Below are 18,964 nucleotides of genomic sequence, written 5' to 3'. Positions count from 1 at the left end.
AAGGGAGTTTTCATTATCCCTCAGTTTAGCTCGATCGATCGCTCTTAGCTGCGGGAATTGGCGATCGGAATCTCGATCGCGAATTCAGTCCCTTCTCCAATTGCGGATATGCACTCCAACCTCCCGCCGTGTTTGTCCACAACAATCTGATAGCTAATTGACAATCCCAAACCCGTCCCGTGACCAACTTGTTTGGTGGTGAAAAACGGATCAAAAATTTTCGCTTTTACAGATTCATTCATTCCCACACCGTTATCTTTGATGCTAATTTTTGCCCAATTTTCGGAAATAATTGAAGTAGTAATTGTCATCTGGATAGGGTTGGCTTCTATCTCCTCCTGCGAAGACTTTTGCTCTCGCTCCCGCAGGGCATCAACAGCATTATTAATGATGTTCATAAACACCTGATTTAATTGTCCAGCATAACACTCTACCTTGGGCAAAGAGCCATAGTTTTTAATTAATTTTATAGCCGAATGACCGGGTTTCTCTTTGGTTAGATGCTGCAAAATTAACAATGTGCTGTCAATTCCTTCGTGAATGTTAACTGGTTTCTTTTCACCTTCATCTACCCGCGCAAAGTTGCGTAAAGTCAACACAATTTCGCGGATGCGCTCCGAGCCAACTTTCATTGACGAAAGAGTTTTCAACAAATCTTCGCGCAGAAAGTTGAGGTCAATTTTTTCAATAAAACTTTCAATCTCTACATCTGTTTCGGGATACCGATCCTGGTACATTGCGAGCAATTTTAAAAGGTCGCCAGCGTAATCATTGACATAGGTAATATTGCCGTAGATGAAGTTAACGGGATTGTTAATTTCGTGAGCAATACCAGCTACCAAAATGCCCAAAGCCGACATTTTCTCAGCTTCGATCAATTTGAGCTGCGTTGTTTGCTGGTTTTCCAGAGCTTTTTCCAGTGTATAGATTCTTGCTTTTAAAATATTTTCGGAATCTCTAAATTCCTCACTGAGTGTTTTTAGTAAAGATTCTTTTTTTTGATTAAGGGCTTGTAATTGGCTGCGTTCGGTTTCCGAATTTTCGACTTTTTCCCGCAGGATTCGATTTTCCTTTTCCAGGTCTTTGATTCTGTTGTGCCAGTCTGTTGGTTCCATCGGCTATTATTTTGAACCTAAAAATATTGTCAGAACAGTTTTATTAGTAAATTTAGTTGCACACTTTACCTAGTTAGAATCTCGGCGCACATCGCCTAGCCAATTTTGTCCGAAAATTTCAACACTTCCTTTATTTTGGTAGATCTAAAAATCTTATCTAAGATACATTCAAAATGTCAACATATTAATGACAAATCTGGTTAAAACCGATCGCTACTTTTCTTCCCCGTACTCGCATTTGTGGGCTTTTCATCCGATTCTTGATAAATAAGCAGGGCGATCGCCAACTTATAAAGGCGGGCCCCAGCGCGAAAAATTGCCCGATTCAGCCAATATCTGTACAAAACCCGCCGACTTTGCGGGCCAAAATATTAAATGTGAGTGCTATCGACGGGGGACGACGGGAAAAGTGCGATCGACGGCGCGCCCCATCGCCCACAAGCAATCTCAACTAACAAGGCCATGCCTCTATCCCAGAACGCAATCACACTATACCATTCCTCCGAAATCTCACTGCAATGTGTCGATCGTACTCACACACCCGCACCATTGTGTGCTAATAACTACTACTTGTGACAACATCGACACAGCAGTTTATATTTGGAGAGTAATTGATGTCAGGTAGCGAAGTTCGTGCAGACTTTTGGATGAGCGAGTACATTACCCCTTGGGATATTTACGTTCACGGCGTCATCGCGGTGCTCGCTTACAAGAAAACAGCCTATCAAGAAATGTACGTAGTTCAGACCGGTACCTACGGCAAAGGCTTAGTTTTGGACGGCAAATGGCAATCTTGTACAGGCGACGAGTTTCTGTACCACGAACCCCTGGTGCACCCAGCCATGATTTGTCACGGTTCACCCAAAAAAGTCCTCGTTCTCGGCGGCGGAGAAGGAGCTACAATTAGAGAAGTGCTGCGCTGGAAAACCGTTGAAAAAGTCGTGATGATCGACATTGACGGCGAAGTAGTAGAAGCTTGCCGCGAACACCTGCCCGAAATGCACCAAAATGCCTTTGACGACCCCCGCTGCGAAGTAGTAATCGGCGATGCTTTGGACTATTTAGATAAAACTGACAATGATTGGGATATTGTCATTTCTGACTTGTCCGATCCCATTGAAGAAGGCCCATCTTTCCAGTTATTTACCAAAGAGTATTTTGAGAAAGTTCGCAAGGTAATGTCGCCTAACGGATATTTCGTAGTCCAAGCGGGCCCAGTTTCTCCAGCAGAAATGAAAATGCACGCTCGCATTGTAAATACCCTGAAATCTGTTTTCCCCAATGTTCAATCCTGCACCAGCTTTATTTCTACTTATGGAGCTCCTTGGGGTTTTGCGATAGCTTCTAATCAAGAAATAAATACGCGGCCCGAACCCGAAGTTACTGACAAATTACTCGCCGAGAAAACAACTGGCGGGTTGCGGATGTTAGACGGAATTACACTGTTGGGTTTGATGCAAGTTCCCGGTCACTTGCGGCAGGTAATCGCCGCTGAAACCGAAGTTTACACTATGGCAGCACCACCTAAGTTTTTCGGGAAAGGTTCGGTTGGTCAGTGAAGTTAAATTGAAAGAGAAATGTAGTTTGGAGTAACTGAGATGAACAATTTAATTCGCATAGTCGCTGCCATTTTTCTTCCCCCGCTGGGCGTATTTTTGACTGTCGGCATCGGTACTGATTTTTGGATCAACCTGGTTCTCACGTTTTTGGGCTTTATTCCCGGCATCATTCACGCTGTTTGGGTGATTGCTAAGCACGATCGAGCTTAACTTGAAAGCAAATTGAGTTTTGGGATAATAAACAGGCAAGAGAAAAAAAACTTTTTTTTGCCTGTTTTCACCAATTAATCTGGATTAAACCTGCGTTCATCCGCGTTCCTCTGCGGTTAAGAATAAAAAAATCTAATTCATCTTAGATTTAGATTGCACCTCAATTTCTTCACAAACCAATTCAGCAATTTTTTTCGACGCCCCCGATTCTCCTCGAACCGCACGCAAACGATCGCCCATTTGTGCTAATTTATCAGGATGGCTCAAATAGTCGATCGCCAATTGGGCAATTACTTCCGGTTCCAGCTTCCCAATTAACTCCGGCACAATCTTTTCCTGTGCCCAAATATTCGGCCAAGCATAAAGCTTTCCCTTCCCCAATCGCCAGATTAGCCAATTAATCACCGTCGCAAAAGCTGAACCGACTAACGGCAAATTTGCCAGTAATCCCGGCAATCCGTCCCAAGCTTTCATCGCATCCAATTGCTGCGTCGGAATCAAAACAATCATCGGTACGGCTAAGGAACCCAATTCGGCAGTATTCGCTCCCACAGTAGTTAAACACAGGCTGCATTCTGATAGCAAATCGTAAGCGGGCGTCTGCGTCCAAAGTTCTACTTGCAAGTTATTTGCTGTCTGCAAAAACGGCGTTTCTGTTAAATGAAGTTCGGCGCTGGCGTTTTCAAATAGATGCAGGCAAGGATTGTGTTCAGGGTCGGCAAAACGTGCTAGAGTTTGCACATCTATGCTAGGAGCAACGGGAATTACAAAGCGAGTTTGAGGACGGACGCGGTGGATGGATTGGGCGATCGACAAACATAACGGTACACCTAACGCTAATTTGGCGGCTTTAGAACCGGGCAACAATCCAATTAATTCTATTTTCCGTAGGGGCGGTGCCCCCGTGCCCGCCCTGCCCGATTTCCCGTTCCCTACTTCGGCGATCAAATCTCCGACAACTGTAAATTTCTTAGCATATTTTTCGGGAATTTTAGCAAAAACTTCCGGTTTCATCGCTGCAAATTTGTCAATCCAGCGATACCACCGCGCGTCCCATTCAGCATAAATAACAGTGCGATATTTTAGCCTTTTGCCAATCACAACTGTAAAAAATTGATCGCCGCCTAAAAATAAAACAACTCCTGTTTCGTGCCAATCCCAATTTTCAGCAGTTTTGCCCGACAATAAGAATGGAAAAAAATGCTCCGGTGCTTGCACTCTGTCAACTTCTGGGTAGGAACAGGCTATTTCTGCTTCTTTCCCGGTGGCGTGCGGACAGGGGGACAGCACCACAGAGATTCGCGCTTGAGTGCCCGCGTTTCGCAATTGCTCGCGCAAAGCTTGCACGGCGGGACGCACCCAAGTTGCCAATTCTCCGGGGCCGTTGGAGAGGATTAAAATATCGACTGTCATAGGATTTAATATTTGAGAGGATACAAGGGAGAATTTATGACAGATTTAATTGATGCCGTCAAGACGGGTGATGTTGCGGCTGTAGAAAGTGCGATCGAACAGCGTGCAGATATCAATGCCAAGGATGAGGAAGGTGCGACGGCTTTGACGGCTGCGGCTGAGGCTGGCAATTCGGAGATCGTCAAAAAATTGCTGGCTGCAGGTGCGGATGTCAACAGTCACGATAATGACGGGTGGACGCCGTTAATGAGTGCCGCTGCTGCCGGACATACCGAGATTGTACAGCTTTTGCTGGAGGCGGGGGCAGATGTGAATGCTAAAACTAATTTTGGTTTGACGGCTTTGATGAGTGCAGCAGGTAGCGGGCGCACTCAAGTTGTGGAATTTTTAATCGATAAAGGAGCTGATATCAAAGCTAAGGATAATAATACTTGGACTGCGTTAATTTGGGCGTCTTCGGAGGGTCACAAAGATACTGTTGAGGTTTTGAAGCTAGCGCGCGATCGGGCTTAATTACTCACAGGAATTACGCATGGGGTGGCCAGAAACCGGGTTTTTGATTAAACCCGGCTTATGAGACTCTGTACGTAAGTCGCGTTTAAATTTCATTAACCTGGTTTCTAGCCAAGCAAGAAAGTAAAACTATAAAAGTCAACTGGAGGAAATGTTAGTTGTTTCAAAGTTAATCCAGCATATCCCTCAAGAATTGCAATTGTATCTCCTCTTTTTGAGATAACTAAATCTGCACCCACTGGAGATATTTGATAGTCACTGAGTTTTCCTGATAGCTGGAGTGCATCTCCCTGACTGGGGTTGAAGTCGCGAATGATAGCGTCCCCCGGGCCTAAATACAAATCTTGAGTGGTGCGGCGGAAGCTGCTAGTAGCCGAAAGCTGACTATTGTCATAAGCCAAAATAAAAGTATCAGCACCTTGGCTCCCAATCAAGGTATCAACTTCGTTGCTACCGTAGCTCAAATAACGGCCAGCAAAGTCAACTCCAATAATTGTCGATTTTCCCTTGCCAAAAGCAGTCACAACATCATTCCCAGAAGTCCCGACAAAAGTTGCAGAGCGATTTGTTTCAAATTGCCCAACTTTTGTATACTGATCGAGACCTGAAGCAAAACTTCCTGCTTGAACAGCCGCATCAACATCGGGATTGTTTGCTAAATATCCAGCTTCCCAAAAGTTATCCAATACAGAAACTTGCTCGAAAATCAAGAAATCAGGTTCCCGATTTTCTAGAAACGGCATATTCGCAACACCCTCGACTTCAGCAATCACTGGGACAACGCTAGAGCTTGGTAGTCCCTCAATCTCAAAATTTCCAGAAGCGTTAAACTGATAATTGTAGCCGCCTCGCGTTCCGGCTAGGCGGATCTTATCGGCTTGCGGGTCAAAGTTTTTAATCGTAGCGGCGCCAGTGGCGGCGATATACGAGCTGTAGAATCGATCCTCCTTCACACCGAGAACGAAAGTATCACTACCTTGACCGCCAATGAGCGTATCGCGATCGTTACGAGGGGGTCTTTTTTCATAAACTCTATTTCCCGCTGCATCTAAAGATACTTCAACGCCAGTGATTTCAACTTTTCCTACACCAAATCCCGTTACAATGTCAGTGTCTTTAGTCCCGACAAATGTAGCCGATCGCGCTGGCTCAAATTGTCCAAATTTTCGGTAGTGTTCCCCACCTGTTTTGAAAACTCCCGCCTTGACTGCTGCTGCTACATCGGGGTTTTTCAGCAAGTATTCAGGTTCAAAAAAGGTGTTCGCATAAAGGCCTTCTTTGGCTCCGAATTTGATAAAGTGTTCCAAACCCGATTTGAAAGTGCCGTTCTGTACAAACGGCACAAGTACGGGGTATCGTTTTAAATAAAATGCTTCGTCGTAGTCAGGCGATACTTGGGTGCGGCCTTCATCGTAACCAAACTGGATAAAGTGGTCTAAACCAGACGCAAAAGGCGCGTTTTGATTATTGGCCGTGCGAACAAAGGGAGCAATATCTGGATTTTGAGCTAGATAGGTTTCTTCGTCAAAGTACCGCGATACTTGGGTGAGACCGGCGGCTTGACCGAACTTTTCAAAGTGTTCTCTCCCAGATTTTATAATTCCTGCATCAATAGCCGGTTTCACCCAAGGATATTGCGCCAGGTAGTATGGTTCGTCAAAAAGGTCATAATTAGTCATAATTATTTCTCCAAGCTTAGTCTGCTTACTTGTCGATTAAACTTGACCCACTATAACTAACTCTACTAACTCACTATGTCAAGTTAATTATTATTAAGCCTGTTTTATTATTTTTATGGCAAACACAAATGTGCGATCGCTCATTTTGCGAATGTGCGATCGCTGCAACCAAATTGAAAATCCACTCATGAATAGCTTCGGGATTTCTAGCCCACAAAAGTGCTAATATTAGTCGGTATAAACAATGGCTTCAAAGTTAGATTTCCCCCACCTTCAATTACAGCGATCGTATCACCATAACTAAGTTGGTTGCCTCCATTTGGTGTATAGTACGGCAAGCCGTTTGTTTGGATTGCTAAATCTCGATTATTGTTGATGGGAAACACAATGTATTTATCGAATGATGTAGAGCCGAGCAGGATCGTATCCTGACCTTGGGTAAAGTTTTGAATTGTAGCAAAACCTGGTCCCTGGTAAAACTGTACGCTGACAGGCGTCGGTCTGCTACCCCCTATACCTGGGACGGTAGCGGCCAGCACGAAGTTATCGCGACCGCTACCGCCAATGAGAGTATCGAATTCATTGCTGCCGTAACTTTGAAACTGCCGCGTGCCGTTAGCGTCTAAAACATATTGAACTCCAAATATGTTAACATTTTCGACCCCGAAACCCTGGACGGTATCATTACCGGAAGTTCCGAAAAAATTCACATCGACAAAGGGAAGAGCGGGCTCAAATTGCCCGAATTTTCGGTAGTGTTCTGCGCCTGTTTTGAACACTCCCACCTTGACTGCTGTTGCTACAGCGGGGTGTTTCAGCAAGTATTCTGATTCAAAAAATGTGTTTGCATCAAGACCTTCTTTGGCTCCGAATTTGACAAAGTGCTGAAATCCTGATTTAAAAGTTCCGTTATCTACAAACGAAGCCAGTACGGGATATCGTTTTAAGTAAAATGCTTCGTCGTAGTCAAGCGATACTCGCGTGCGGCCTTCCTCGTAACCAAACTGGATAAAGTGATCTAAACCAGAGGCAAAAGGTGCGTTTGGATTGTTTGGGGTGCGAACAAAGCGAGCAATATCTGGATTTTGAGCTAAATAGGTTTCTTCATCAAAATATCGCGATACTTTTGTGAAACCGGCGGCTTGACCAAACTTTGTAAAGTGATCTCCCCCGGATTTTATGATTCCTGCATCAATAGCAGGTTTAACCCAAGGATATTGTGAAAGGTAGTATTCTTCGTCAAAAATGTCATAGTTTGTCATAGTTTTTACCTTAATCTTAGTCTGCTTAATTGTCGTTAAAGTTGACCCCAATCTTACTAACTCTACTAACTCAGTATCTCAATTTAACCATTGTCTATGGCTTTTAATTGTTTTGGTAGCCGACACAAAACCACGATCGCCCACAAAAACTCAAAAGTCATCAATCATCAGTATTAACTAATGACTAATGACCAATGACCAATGACCAATGACCAATGACCAATGACTAACCAATTAAGAAAGTACCGTTACCGTTAGATTCTTGGAAAGTCAAATTCAAACTTGCTCCTCCTTCAATCACGCCGAGCGCATCTCCAAAACGCTGGATTAACAAATTGTTGCCAACCGGAGTCAGGCTGTAGCCGTTTAAAGAAGTTCCTTGCAGTTGGATAAAATCGTTTTCTATGTCGAAGTTGCGAATGGTAGCTTGACCGTTACCCAAATACAGCGGTGTCGGGGCGGCATTCCCGGCTGTAGCAGGAACTCCGAGTACGAATGTATCAGGTCCCGGGCCACCAATCAGGACATCGAACTCATTAGTGCCAAAGCTTTCATACTGCCGATTGCCGCTTGGATCGATACCTACTTCTACTCCAATCAGTTCGGTATTCCCCACACCAACACCAGTGAGAATATCGTTGCTGCGGCTGCCGACAAAAGTTGCGTCACGGCTTGGCTCGTTTTTCCCGAAATTGAAGTAGTGTTCCCGACCAGTTCTCAGGGCTCCAGAGTTTACAAACGGCACAATGTCGGGGTTTTCTTTTAAGTATTCCGGTTCAAAAAATGAAGTTCCAAAACGACCTTCTTTGGCCCCGAATTGAATGAAATGCTGGTATCCTGATTTGAAAGGTCCATTCGGGCCGATAAACGATCGCAGCTCTGAGTTATTTTTTAAATAAAAATCTTCGTTGTACTCAGGCGATACTTGGGTGCGGCGCTGTCCTTCGTCGTAACCGAACTGGATAAAGTGATCTAGGCCACTCGCAAAAGGCGCGTTTGGATTGACTGTGCGGACAAAGGGTGCGATGTCTGGATTGGCCGCAAGGTAAGTATTTTCGTCAAAATAACGCGATACTTTAGTTAGACCGGCGGCTTCACCAAATTTTTGAAAGTGTTCTAGTCCCGATTTGATGACTCCTGCATCAATGGCTGGTTTGATCCAAGGATAGGAGGCCAGGTAGAATTGTTCGTCGAAAATTGCGTAGTTAGCCATGTTTTCCCCTTAAGGTTTGGATGAGTTTGAGAGTTTATAGCAATTAGCTTTCCATGAACTCGATCGCCAATCAGGAACTTACACAAAACAGACGTTATCAAATAGTTTTAAGTTCCTGGGAACATATCTATTTTGGTGACTCAGCAATTATCGAAGGCTCGATTCTGCCTTCAGAATTTATGCCTTTTTTTCCTCTGTTAATTGAGCGATCGCAAGTTTGATCGATTATACAAAACTGGGAGCTTTTTTCAGGATTTCTTTCTCAATCGTTGGTTAATTTTTAATTATTTTTATCCAACTCATTAATCCTATACACATAATGTTTATTAAGTCAAGTAAATTTTTGTAAATAAAATATGGAGTATTTGCTCAAGGAATTTATAAAAAAATGTAACGAAAAGTTGGCCTAAATTTGTCGAATTGTGTCATGTGCAGGCTCAAATCGCCTAATGGCAAGCGTTTTCTGGTAAAAATGCTTATGGGATAAAAAAATTCCCGATTCGCGAAAACAGCATCTTAAAGGAGCCTAACCGGATGTTCACTCACGTCAAGCCCACCATTCGCCACGTCGTGCCGGAAAACTTGCAGGGGCGATCGCTCATGAAGGTGGTCTATGTCGTACTGGAACCGCAGTATCAAAGCGCCCTGTCGGCAGCGGTTCGATCGATAAACCAGAAAAATCCGAATTTGGCAATAGAAATCAGTGGCTACCTGATCGAGGAACTCCGCAGCCCGGAAAATTACGAAGCCTTCAAGCGGGATGTGGCGGATGCCAATGTATTTATTGCTTCTCTAATTTTCATCGAAGATTTGGCAGAAAAAGTGGTAGCGGCGGTGGAACCGCTGCGCGACAGCTTGGATGTCGCCGTCGTCTTCCCGTCGATGCCTGGGGTGATGCGGCTAAATAAAATGGGCAGTTTCTCGATGGCACAGTTGGGACAAAGCAAAAGTGCGATCGGCGAATTCATGAAAAAACGGAAGGAAAAATCCGGAAGTTCCTTCCAAGACGGAATGCTGAAACTGCTGCAAACTTTGCCGAAAGTGCTGAAATATTTGCCCATCGACAAAGCCCAAGATGCGCGCAACTTCATGCTGAGTTTCCAGTATTGGCTGGGAGGTTCCCAAGAAAATTTGGAAAACTTCTTGCTGATGCTGTCACATAAATATGTGTTCAAAGGCCAGGAACAGCTAACTTTCCAAGAGCCCGTTGTCTACCCGGATATGGGAATTTGGCATCCTTTGGCACCGTCGATGTTTGAGGATGTAAAAGGATACCTCACCTGGTACAACGCCCGCAAAGATATTTCGGCAGACCTCAAAGACCCCCTCGCACCTTGCATCGGCTTGGTGTTGCAGCGGACTCACTTAGTCACCGGAGATGACGCGCACTATGTAGCAATGGTGCAGGAATTGGAGGCAATGGGGGCGCGGGTGGTGCCGATTTTTGCCGGCGGTTTGGACTTCTCGAAACCAGTCGAAACTTTCTTCTTGGAAGTTGGAACCAAAGGTGTTGCACCCCTGCCGATCGTTGATGCGGTGGTTTCTCTGACTGGTTTTGCGCTGGTGGGCGGCCCGGCGAAACAAGATCACCCGAAGGCGATCGAGACTTTGAAAAAATTAAATTGCCCTTACATGGTGGCTTTGCCGCTGGTTTTCCAAACGACGGAAGAGTGGGAAAATAGCGATTTAGGCTTGCACCCGATTCAAGTTGCTTTGCAAATTGCCATTCCCGAGTTGGATGGCGCGATCGAACCGATTATTTTGTCGGGACGTGATGGCGCAACTGGCAAGGCGATCGCCCTACAAGACCGGATCGAAGCAATTTCCCAGCGCGCCATGAAATGGGCAATGCTGCGCCGCAAACCAAAATTAGATAAAAAAGTTGCGATCACAGTTTTCAGTTTCCCGCCGGACAAAGGCAACGTCGGAACAGCCGCTTATTTGGACGTTTTCGGCTCGATTTACCAAGTATTGAAAGCCTTAAAAGGCAACGGTTACGACTTGCCAGAACTGCCGGATTCCGCCGAAAAACTGATGCAAGAAGTCATCCACGACGCAACAGCCCAATACCAAAGTCCCGAATTAAATGTTGCTTACCGGATGTCGGTAGCTGAATATGAAGAATTCACTCCTTACTCGGAACGCTTGCAAGAAAATTGGGGTCCGCCTCCGGGACATTTGAACAGCGACGGACAAAATTTGCTGATTTTCGGCAAACATTTCGGCAATGTGTTTATCGGAGTGCAACCTACTTTTGGATACGAAGGCGATCCGATGCGGTTGTTATTCTCTCGTTCCGCCAGCCCGCACCACGGTTTTGCTGCTTACTATACATATTTGGAGCGCATTTGGGGTGCGGATGCGGTGCTGCACTTTGGCACTCACGGTTCGCTAGAATTCATGCCGGGTAAGCAGATGGGAATGTCTGGGGATTGTTATCCCGACAGTTTGATCGGCAAAATTCCTAACCTCTATTATTACGCCGCCAACAATCCCAGCGAGGCAACAATTGCTAAGCGCCGCAGTTATGCTGAAACAATCAGCTATCTGACTCCTCCGGCTGAAAATGCTGGTTTGTACAAAGGTTTGCAGGAACTCAGCGAGTTAATTGCTTCTTATCAAACTTTGAAAGAGACTGGGCGCGGTGTGCCGATTGTTGATGCGATCGTCGAAAAATGCCGTTTGGTGAATTTGGACAAGGATATCGCCCTACCTCCGGAACAAGAAAGAGGGGTTGCTGCGGGAATGACTTCGGAGGAACGCGACAATTTAGTTGGCTTGGTTTACCGCAAGTTGATGGAAATTGAGTCGCGGTTGTTACCTTGCGGTTTGCACGTTATCGGTAAGCCGCCGACTGCGGAAGAGGCGATCGCAACTTTGGTGAATATCGCCAATTTAGACCGCGAAGAAGACGGACTGATCAGCTTGCCACGGATTATCGCTAACAGTCTCGGACGCGATATTGGCGAAATTTACACTAACAGCGACAAAGGCATTTTAACTGATGTCGAATTGCTGCAAAACATCACCTTGGCCTGTCGGGATGCCGTTGGCGCTTTGGTGAAGGAACAAACCGATGCTGAGGGCAGAGTTTCCCTTGTTTCTAAGTTGAATTTCTTCAACATGGGCAAGAAAACACCTTGGGTTGAAGCCTTGCACGCCGCAGGTTACAAAAAAATCGATCCAGAACCGATTAAACCGCTGTTTGAGTATCTGGAATTCTGCTTGCAGCAAGTTTGTGCCGACAACGAATTAGGCGCTTTGTTGCGCGCGTTAGAAGGCGAGTATGTTCTGCCTGGCCCCGGTGGCGATCCGATTCGCAACCCGGATGTTTTGCCGACGGGCAAGAATATGCACGCTTTGGACCCGCAGTCAATCCCTACAACGGGGGCGGTTAAGTCTGCTAAGCTTGTAGTCGATCGGCTGTTAGAAAGACAGCGCGTTGATAACGGCGGAAATTACCCAGAGACGATCGCCGTTGTGTTGTGGGGAACCGACAACATCAAGACTTACGGCGAATCCCTCGCCCAAGTAATGTGGATGGTGGGAGTGAAGCCAGTTCCCGACGCATTGGGCCGGGTAAACAAACTCGAATTGCTTTCTTTAGAAGAGTTGGGACGCCCTCGGATCGACGTAGTAATTAACTGTTCCGGCGTATTCCGCGACTTGTTCATCAACCAAATGAATTTGTTAGATAAAGCCGTGAAGATGGCAGCGGAAGCCGACGAACCCTTAGAGATGAACTTCGTCCGCAAACACGCCCTGAAGCAAGCCGAAGAAATGGGAATCAACCTGCGACAAGCAGCAACCCGGGTATTTTCCAATGCTTCTGGTTCCTATTCATCTAACATCAACTTGGCGGTAGAAAACAGCACTTGGGAAAGCGAAGCCGAGTTGCAGGAAATGTACTTAACTCGCAAATCCTTCGCCTTTTCTTCCGACAATCCCGGAACAATGGAACAAGACCGGAAGATTTTTGAATCATCCTTGAAAACTGCGGAAGTCACTTTCCAAAACTTGGATTCTGCCGAGATTTCCCTAACCGACGTGTCGCACTATTTCGACTCGGATCCGACTAAATTGATCGGCAGTTTGCGCGCAGATGGGAAGAAACCGACATCCTTTGTTGCTGATACAACCACAGCCAACGCGCAGGTGCGAACGCTATCAGAAACCGTGCGTTTAGATTCGCGGACTAAGCTGCTGAATCCGAAGTGGTACGAGGGGATGTTGTCGCACGGTTATGAAGGCGTGCGGGAGATTTCTAAGCGTCTGGTGAATACGACTGGATGGAGTGCGACGGCGGGCGCTGTGGATAATTGGGTGTATGAGGATGTCAACACTACGTTTATCCAAGATGAGGAGATGCAGAAGCGTTTGCTTAACTTAAATCCTCATTCGTTCCGCAAGATTGTCAGCACTTTGCTTGAGGTAAATGGCCGGGGTTATTGGGAGACTTCGGAGAACAATTTGGATCGTTTGCGTGAACTTTATCAGGAGGTGGAAGACCGGATTGAGGGAGTAGAATAAGATTCCCGAATTAGTGTAGAATGGTGTCAGGGCAAGCAATTACCCTGACACTTATTTTTAGAGTATTAAAGCAAAGATTATAATGAAAATAATTAATGGCTCAAATAGACAAACTAATAGCTAAGCTGATGCTTGGGGCATCTGATTCTAACTTTTCCTTGAGCGATTTATGTCAAATTCTCCAGATTTTAGGATTTGAGGTAAGAATTAATGGTAGTCACCATATTTTCAGCAAGGAGGGAGTCGCAGAAATTCTCAACCTCCAACCCCAAAAAGCAGATAAATCAAAAGCTAAAGCTTATCAAGTAAAGCAAGTTCGTGCAGTAATTTTGAAATATAAATTGGTTAACCAAGATGATAATGAAGTATGAAGTAATCATTTACTGGAGTGATGAAGACCAGGCATTTATTGCCGAAGTACCAGAATTGCCAGGATGTGCTGCGGATGGGGAAACTTATCAAGAAGCATTGCAAAATCTAGAGATTATTATGCAGGAGTGGGTTGAGACTGCTAGGCAATTAGGGCGATCTATCCCTCAACCTAAAGGTAGATTAATGTTCGCATAAGGGAGCAAGGTTCCTGCCCTTTTTAATTCTATCGGTTAGAAAGATACTGAGTTTTCACATACTGTTTCAACACGGGATTCAAACTAAACAAAGTTATCTTTTCCCGTTCTACAGCATCCAATAAAAACCGATTTGCGATGGATCGCACTGCATTTACTATTTCTGACGGCGAAAATGGTATTTTGTTGAAAATTTGCGACACAGCAAGGGGTTCAGGTTGATTAGCCAGGTGAACCATCACTGCTAACTCTGCCGGAGTCAAACGCCCAAAAGGTTGAGATAACTGAGATTGCAACCCTTCATCTAAAATCGGCATCTCGCAGTGCAAAAACTCAGAAACTCTTCCCCCAAACAACTCTTGAATCAGCGTTGCAGTGAACTCCAACCACAGAGGATTGCCTTGATAAATATCAATCAAAGTTGACCATGTTTCCTCATCTGATAATTTTTGTGAGTTCAAAATCTCTTTAGCTGCTTCTCCTAAACTTCCCAATACAAAACATCGCACGGGATGATTATCTTTTGATAATCTGGCAATTTCTCTGGGTTTTTCCCAACTATTCAATATCAAACAACTTTGATGACAAACTTCGGCAATTAGTTTAAAAAATAACTGATAATCTTCATATCCAGTTTTATATTGTCCCGCTAGTTGTCCGCTGCCCAAAAGCATCTGCACGTCATCAAGGACAATCAGACATCTGTACTTTCGCAGGTAATCGAGGATGTGGGAAATTTTGGTTTCGATGCTTTGGGGAGTTTCTGATTGTTGGGAAAAGATTTGCAGCAGGTTGGTGAGGGTTGCATCGAGGGTTGGGGAAAAGCCGAGGCTGCGATAGATGACGTAATCGAATTGGGTTTTGATGCGATCGATTAGGCTTAGGGAGAGGGTTGTTTTGCCGATGCCGCTGATTCCGAGGAGGGCGATGAGGCGAGTGCGATCGTGTGTTATCCAGTTTTCGAGGGTGGAGAGTGGGGAAGTGCGATCGAAAAACGTGAATATTTCGGGTGCGTCGCCTAAGTCTATGTGGGGTTGTTTAGAGGTTTGTTGAAAATTTGGGGTTTCTGTTGGACTTCTCGCCCTTTCTTGACAAATGTTGACGTTATGATTAACTGTTCCATAATTTTCACCAATAGCTGATGAATGATTATAAAATTTCGCTCTTTCTAGTATGGCTCTAACATTTCCTTTACTAACCTCTTCGCCTAATACCTCTGAAAGTATTTTCCACAGTTCAGCAGCAGCCACCCTAACATAACCTTCACTACAATCACGGTCTTGCGCTATTTTTGTTGCATATTTTCGACCTTGGAGCGTTTCTTTTAGAATAGCTTCTTGCAGGTCGTCTAAGTGCTTCCCTGTTTTAGAAAAAACTTTTTCATCGGCAAATCTTAAGACTTCCTGAAGCTCCATAGATCGCGTCTGGGGTAATTTTTAGTTATTATAACTTATTTTTTATAACTTTTTAGATAACAAAATATAACATTTTCTAAAGTGAGTGGGTGGGCGAGGGCGCAATGGGGTCGTTGTATGATTTTTGGAGTAGAGGTTGGTTGCACTGAGGGAGATCGGGCTACATCCGTTATTGTGGATATTTTGGGCATTTGCGATCGGAGTGTCCCGGGTAAGTCTCGACATTATCGGAGTCATCCTTTTACTATAGTGACGTTTAAGTGAGTAAGGTAACAAAAAATGGGTCAAAGAAATGAGGTTGGTGGGCCTGTATGTGGGCACTGCGGAAGCACCAAGATGAGTTACGTGCGCTCAAGAGTAATCAATAAATACACAGAAAGAGTTGTATATCAATGCCAGGATTGCAAAGAAGAAACTGCCATTGATACCGATTCACCCCCATAAAAGTTTGACTGAGTGACCCTCACGCGCTAGTGGAAAGGATGGAATAGGGTGCAGGGGACGATCGTTTCTTAAGCTCTCCGTTATACATAAAATATTTGTCGATAAAAATTGATAATGATGACATTAATTCTAATTGTAATTGTGATTGCCACTATTGCTTACTTTGTCTTAGTTAATAAAAATGAAAATCAAACTCCTAGCCTTCCTAATCGTAATGAAATAAGATACCCGACTATTGATGAAAGTCAACTGAATGACGATCTGAGTTCAGCAGTAGGGATAGATTATCGAAACCTGCGGAAGTGTCTAGCAGTTAAAGATTTTGAATCCGCTAATAAGGAAACTAAATCTATTTTTGAAAAAATTTCCTATATGGACATTACCCTAACCAATCCAGATCCTCAAAACACGAAAATACCAAGAATTCCTTGCACAGATATATTTACTATAGACAGGCTGTGGGTCAAATACAGCGAAGGACGTTTTGGTTTGAGTGTTCAATTTATAATTTGGAAGGATATTTATCTTCGTCTTTACGATGAGAAAGAAGAATTTAACAGGCGAGAAAAAATTGAAAGTAGCCACGACGAACTTGACTTCTTAGCTCAGTCCGATGCCTTCCGTAAATTCTATGACATAATAGGATGGGAATCAGACAATGATCGTCTAATTTATCAAGAGTCAGCACCAAAGGGTCATTTACCCGCCATATTTCGGCCTAGTAATGCACTTCATTACTATATTATAGTACGCTTGTTTTTTCGACTTATGAGCTGTCTTCAGTAGAAAAAAAGATACCTAGGCTCAGTCAACACATCGCCCAACTTAATCAAATGGATTCAACATTATTAACCCATCAACGCGCTTAAAATCCTCAGCATTGCGAGTTACCAAGACACTTCTCTAATTTGTAACTGGAATTCCAAAGCATCCACACGATACGGCAAAAAACCTCGCCATCTCTTTAAATTTTTCCTGGGCAATCTTTCACTGCTACCCTGAGTCTGGGTTGTTACCCGATCGCGAATCAATGCTGACAATACTTCTAAAAGCTGCTGTTGCTCGTCAGGAGTAAGATTTTGAGCCTGATTCCGTACCTCGCTATAAGTAGACATAGGCTTTATGTTGAGATTTTTTGGCTGATTGTTATTATAGCAATTTAGGATCGAAGGAATGGCGATCGCCCTGAGCTTCCCCTGCATGGCAATTAGTTTTGAGGAATGTTGGCAGTAACTTTAATGTTATCACCTACGCTTCAAGCTCAGCACACTGAGGAAAAAGCTCGACAAAACCATCTGCAAACCGACAGTCAGGCAAGTGAGCGAGGGAATAACTAAACGCAGAGTTTTAGAAGGATCGAGAGAACCGAAAGCCGTTTCGCTCCAGATAGTTAATGACAAGAACGAGCCAACTATTCCGATTAATATCAGGGTGACTCCGACAATCAATCCTGTCTCTAACGTGACATAGCGAAATATTTTGTTGAGTTTGGGGTCTTCGGGCAGAAATTTCTCGCTGATGGCAAAAATCTTGGTGAAAAAAGCGAAAGTTACTGCTTGGAAACCGATGATAATTGCGATCGCACCATACAGCAGCGTGTGTACATCAAAGCTGATACCCCCGATTTTTTGAGTACCGGGCAACAGCCAAATGCTAACAATTAGACCCCAAATCATCAGCGCAGTACCCGGATACAAAAACAGCCACCGAGGACTGTAAAGTAGCAAAAATCGCAGGTGGCGCCAGCCATCTCGCCAAGTTCGCAAGTGCGGCGGACGGCTGCGGCCGTCGGGAGAAAGTACCGTTGGGATTTCAGTTATCCGCAGCTTGTATACAGATGCCTTGACCACCATTTCGCTAGCAAATTCCATCCCCGTTGTTTGCAAGTCGAGTTTCAAAATTGAGTCTCTCCTAAAACCTCTGAGTCCGCAGTGAAAATCGCCGACGGGACTTGCAAAAAATAGCCGCCCAACCCATGTCAGCACCGGATTTCCTAAATATTTGTGCAGCGGCGGCATTGCACCCGGTTTGATTCCCCCTTGAAAGCGGTTTCCCATTACTAAGTCGAAACCTTCTCGCAATTTGTTGACAAAAAAGCCGAGGTTGGAAAAATTGTAGCTGTCGTCAGCATCGCCCATGATAATATAAACTCCGCGCGCTGCGATGATGCCTCCCATCAGGGCGCTGCCGTAGCCTTTGGCTGCTACGGGTACGACTCTCGCTCCCATTCTGGTAGCGATATCTTGAGAACCGTCAGTGCTGCCGTTGTCTGCTATGATGACCTCGCCTGCAATATCAAGTTCGCGCAGGGACTTCTGTGCCTTCTCGATGCAGATTTCTAAAGTTTCTGCTTCGTTCAGACAAGGCATGAGTATCGATAGTTCTAGAGTATATTCTCCGCTTGGGTTGGTCTGCTCTGCCATATATTTGTTCCACTCTCGATCGCGATCGACCATACTTGATTTTCCCGTATCTCTGCTTAAAATATTAGTGGTGAAAAAAACCTAGCCAAACTTAATTAAAGTTTTTCAGGTTTTTGGGAACGGCAATTTTTGATTGTACTATAGGTTAGTAAATTTATGAATAGAAGCGTTTTTATGTTACTGCTTGCTGCAATATTGTGCGGCGTCGCAGGTCAATTCAGCCTGAAGGCAGGAGCTAAAATATTAGGGCCTATTGGCGCTGCTAATTTAATAGAAAAAATTCTAGCAATGGCTACTCAGCCTTTGATAGTAGGCGGTCTTTCTTTGTATGCAATTTCTTCGATCGGCTTTATAGTAGTTCTGTCGCGGGCAAACCTTAGCATAGTCTCGCCTTTACTGTCAATTAGTTACCTGTTTACTGTTTTAGGCGGCAAACTTATATTTCATGAACCTTTACCACCACTGCGGTTGGTAGGCGTGGGGCTAATTATGACTGGAGTAATTTTTGTACTCAGAGGTCAAGCTGGGGGAGTGACTGGAGGCAACTAGTACAGCTCGGCGTAAGTAGACAGACTATATTTGTGGTAGAATAACATAGTTAGTTTAGACCAGTTCCGGTAGG

General features: G+C 44.6%; 18 protein-coding genes. 9 read left to right on the top strand and 9 right to left on the bottom strand.

Annotated elements, in window-relative coordinates:
• Positions 1–44: 44 nt before the first annotated feature.
• Together QUA04_RS03555 and QUA04_RS03550 are read right to left on the bottom strand one after the other, a co-directional pair.
• Positions 45–1,115: an ATP-binding protein gene (locus QUA04_RS03555; protein ID WP_333253826.1), complete on the bottom strand. Its 1,071-nt coding sequence runs from the start codon at positions 1,113–1,115 to the stop codon at positions 45–47.
• Between the two features lie 200 nt (positions 1,116–1,315).
• Complete coding sequence (locus QUA04_RS03550; RefSeq protein WP_333253824.1) at positions 1,316–1,459, bottom strand: hypothetical protein; 144 nt, start codon at positions 1,457–1,459, stop codon at positions 1,316–1,318.
• Positions 1,460–1,729: 270 nt separating this feature from the next.
• Between QUA04_RS03550 and QUA04_RS03545 the strand changes: the two genes are divergently transcribed.
• Positions 1,730–2,674 carry a fused MFS/spermidine synthase gene (locus QUA04_RS03545; protein WP_333253822.1) on the top strand — a complete coding sequence of 315 codons (945 nt, stop codon included), beginning with the start codon at positions 1,730–1,732 and terminating at the stop codon, positions 2,672–2,674.
• A gap of 39 nt (positions 2,675–2,713) precedes the next feature.
• Positions 2,714–2,884, top strand: a complete 171-nt coding sequence (locus QUA04_RS03540) for a YqaE/Pmp3 family membrane protein (protein WP_333071975.1) — start codon at positions 2,714–2,716, stop codon at positions 2,882–2,884.
• A 132-nt stretch (positions 2,885–3,016) separates the two neighbouring features.
• Here QUA04_RS03540 and QUA04_RS03535 read toward each other — a convergent pair whose 3' ends face one another.
• The gene (locus QUA04_RS03535; protein ID WP_333253820.1) at positions 3,017–4,297 is read right to left on the bottom strand and encodes a lipid-A-disaccharide synthase; all 1,281 of its coding nucleotides are present in this window, start codon (positions 4,295–4,297) and stop codon (positions 3,017–3,019) included.
• 36 nt (positions 4,298–4,333) lie between these two features.
• Between QUA04_RS03535 and QUA04_RS03530 the strand changes: the two genes are divergently transcribed.
• Positions 4,334–4,810 (top strand): ankyrin repeat domain-containing protein, encoded by a 477-nt coding sequence (locus tag QUA04_RS03530; RefSeq protein ID WP_333253818.1) that lies wholly within the window; start codon positions 4,334–4,336, stop codon positions 4,808–4,810.
• 107 nt (positions 4,811–4,917) lie between these two features.
• Here QUA04_RS03530 and QUA04_RS03525 read toward each other — a convergent pair whose 3' ends face one another.
• The 3 genes from QUA04_RS03525 to QUA04_RS03515 form a co-directional block, all read right to left on the bottom strand.
• Positions 4,918–6,489, bottom strand: a complete 1,572-nt coding sequence (locus QUA04_RS03525) for a hypothetical protein (RefSeq protein WP_333253815.1) — start codon at positions 6,487–6,489, stop codon at positions 4,918–4,920.
• A 206-nt stretch (positions 6,490–6,695) separates the two neighbouring features.
• Entirely contained in the window at positions 6,696–7,751 is a 1,056-nt protein-coding gene (locus tag QUA04_RS03520; protein WP_333253814.1) for a calcium-binding protein, read from the bottom strand.
• Between the two features lie 226 nt (positions 7,752–7,977).
• Positions 7,978–8,964: a calcium-binding protein gene (locus QUA04_RS03515; RefSeq protein WP_333253812.1), complete on the bottom strand. Its 987-nt coding sequence runs from the start codon at positions 8,962–8,964 to the stop codon at positions 7,978–7,980.
• 53 nt (positions 8,965–9,017) lie between these two features.
• On the opposite strand from QUA04_RS03515, the gene QUA04_RS03510 reads away from it, so the two are divergent.
• The 4 genes from QUA04_RS03510 (at position 9,018) to QUA04_RS03495 (ending at position 14,061) form a co-directional block, all read left to right on the top strand.
• Positions 9,018–9,185 carry a hypothetical protein gene (locus tag QUA04_RS03510; protein WP_333253810.1) on the top strand — a complete coding sequence of 56 codons (168 nt, stop codon included), beginning with the start codon at positions 9,018–9,020 and terminating at the stop codon, positions 9,183–9,185.
• 313 nt (positions 9,186–9,498) lie between these two features.
• Positions 9,499–13,494 (top strand): magnesium chelatase subunit H, encoded by a 3,996-nt coding sequence (locus QUA04_RS03505; RefSeq protein WP_333253808.1) that lies wholly within the window; start codon positions 9,499–9,501, stop codon positions 13,492–13,494.
• Between the two features lie 95 nt (positions 13,495–13,589).
• Positions 13,590–13,865 carry a type II toxin-antitoxin system HicA family toxin gene (locus tag QUA04_RS03500; RefSeq protein WP_333253806.1) on the top strand — a complete coding sequence of 92 codons (276 nt, stop codon included), beginning with the start codon at positions 13,590–13,592 and terminating at the stop codon, positions 13,863–13,865.
• Complete coding sequence (locus QUA04_RS03495) at positions 13,855–14,061, top strand: type II toxin-antitoxin system HicB family antitoxin (protein WP_333253803.1); 207 nt, start codon at positions 13,855–13,857, stop codon at positions 14,059–14,061. Before QUA04_RS03500 ends, QUA04_RS03495 begins: the two co-directional genes overlap by 11 nt.
• 28 nt (positions 14,062–14,089) lie before the next feature.
• Here QUA04_RS03495 and QUA04_RS03490 read toward each other — a convergent pair whose 3' ends face one another.
• Positions 14,090–15,475 (bottom strand): ATP-binding protein, encoded by a 1,386-nt coding sequence (locus QUA04_RS03490; protein ID WP_333253801.1) that lies wholly within the window; start codon positions 15,473–15,475, stop codon positions 14,090–14,092.
• A gap of 558 nt (positions 15,476–16,033) precedes the next feature.
• Here QUA04_RS03490 and QUA04_RS03485 point away from each other — a divergent pair.
• Complete coding sequence (locus QUA04_RS03485; RefSeq protein WP_333253799.1) at positions 16,034–16,705, top strand: GUN4 domain-containing protein; 672 nt, start codon at positions 16,034–16,036, stop codon at positions 16,703–16,705.
• Between the two features lie 101 nt (positions 16,706–16,806).
• Here the strand turns inward: QUA04_RS03485 and QUA04_RS03480 are convergent, their stop codons facing one another.
• Positions 16,807–17,121: a hypothetical protein gene (locus tag QUA04_RS03480; RefSeq protein WP_333253797.1), complete on the bottom strand. Its 315-nt coding sequence runs from the start codon at positions 17,119–17,121 to the stop codon at positions 16,807–16,809.
• Between the two features lie 42 nt (positions 17,122–17,163).
• On the bottom strand, positions 17,164–18,375 hold the full coding sequence (locus QUA04_RS03475) for a glycosyltransferase family 2 protein (RefSeq protein ID WP_333253795.1): 1,212 nt from the start codon (positions 18,373–18,375) through the stop codon (positions 17,164–17,166).
• Between the two features lie 141 nt (positions 18,376–18,516).
• Here QUA04_RS03475 and QUA04_RS03470 point away from each other — a divergent pair, with 141 nt between their 5' ends.
• Entirely contained in the window at positions 18,517–18,891 is a 375-nt protein-coding gene (locus tag QUA04_RS03470; RefSeq protein ID WP_333253793.1) for a transporter, read from the top strand.
• The last annotated feature ends 73 nt before the right edge of the window (positions 18,892–18,964 follow it).

The sequence above is a fragment of the Microcoleus sp. S13_C5 genome, assembly GCF_036700845.1.
GTDB lineage: Bacteria > Cyanobacteriota > Cyanobacteriia > Cyanobacteriales > Microcoleaceae > Microcoleus.
Note: the sequence above shows the minus strand (reverse complement) of the source record. Positions and strands in the feature narration are given on the sequence as shown.

Coding starts and splice junctions, on each gene's coding strand:
- QUA04_RS03555 (WP_333253826.1), bottom strand. CDS start 1,115: ATGGAACCAACAGACTGGCACAACAGAATCAAAGACCTGGAAAAGGAA.
- QUA04_RS03545 (WP_333253822.1), top strand. CDS start 1,730: ATGTCAGGTAGCGAAGTTCGTGCAGACTTTTGGATGAGCGAGTACATT.
- QUA04_RS03540 (WP_333071975.1), top strand. CDS start 2,714: ATGAACAATTTAATTCGCATAGTCGCTGCCATTTTTCTTCCCCCGCTG.
- QUA04_RS03535 (WP_333253820.1), bottom strand. CDS start 4,297: ATGACAGTCGATATTTTAATCCTCTCCAACGGCCCCGGAGAATTGGCA.
- QUA04_RS03530 (WP_333253818.1), top strand. CDS start 4,334: ATGACAGATTTAATTGATGCCGTCAAGACGGGTGATGTTGCGGCTGTA.
- QUA04_RS03525 (WP_333253815.1), bottom strand. CDS start 6,489: ATGACTAATTATGACCTTTTTGACGAACCATACTACCTGGCGCAATAT.
- QUA04_RS03520 (WP_333253814.1), bottom strand. CDS start 7,751: ATGACAAACTATGACATTTTTGACGAAGAATACTACCTTTCACAATAT.
- QUA04_RS03515 (WP_333253812.1), bottom strand. CDS start 8,964: ATGGCTAACTACGCAATTTTCGACGAACAATTCTACCTGGCCTCCTAT.
- QUA04_RS03510 (WP_333253810.1), top strand. CDS start 9,018: ATGAACTCGATCGCCAATCAGGAACTTACACAAAACAGACGTTATCAA.
- QUA04_RS03505 (WP_333253808.1), top strand. CDS start 9,499: ATGTTCACTCACGTCAAGCCCACCATTCGCCACGTCGTGCCGGAAAAC.
- QUA04_RS03500 (WP_333253806.1), top strand. CDS start 13,590: ATGGCTCAAATAGACAAACTAATAGCTAAGCTGATGCTTGGGGCATCT.
- QUA04_RS03495 (WP_333253803.1), top strand. CDS start 13,855: ATGAAGTATGAAGTAATCATTTACTGGAGTGATGAAGACCAGGCATTT.
- QUA04_RS03490 (WP_333253801.1), bottom strand. CDS start 15,475: ATGGAGCTTCAGGAAGTCTTAAGATTTGCCGATGAAAAAGTTTTTTCT.
- QUA04_RS03485 (WP_333253799.1), top strand. CDS start 16,034: ATGATGACATTAATTCTAATTGTAATTGTGATTGCCACTATTGCTTAC.
- QUA04_RS03480 (WP_333253797.1), bottom strand. CDS start 17,121: ATGCAGGGGAAGCTCAGGGCGATCGCCATTCCTTCGATCCTAAATTGC.
- QUA04_RS03475 (WP_333253795.1), bottom strand. CDS start 18,375: ATGGTCGATCGCGATCGAGAGTGGAACAAATATATGGCAGAGCAGACC.
- QUA04_RS03470 (WP_333253793.1), top strand. CDS start 18,517: ATGTTACTGCTTGCTGCAATATTGTGCGGCGTCGCAGGTCAATTCAGC.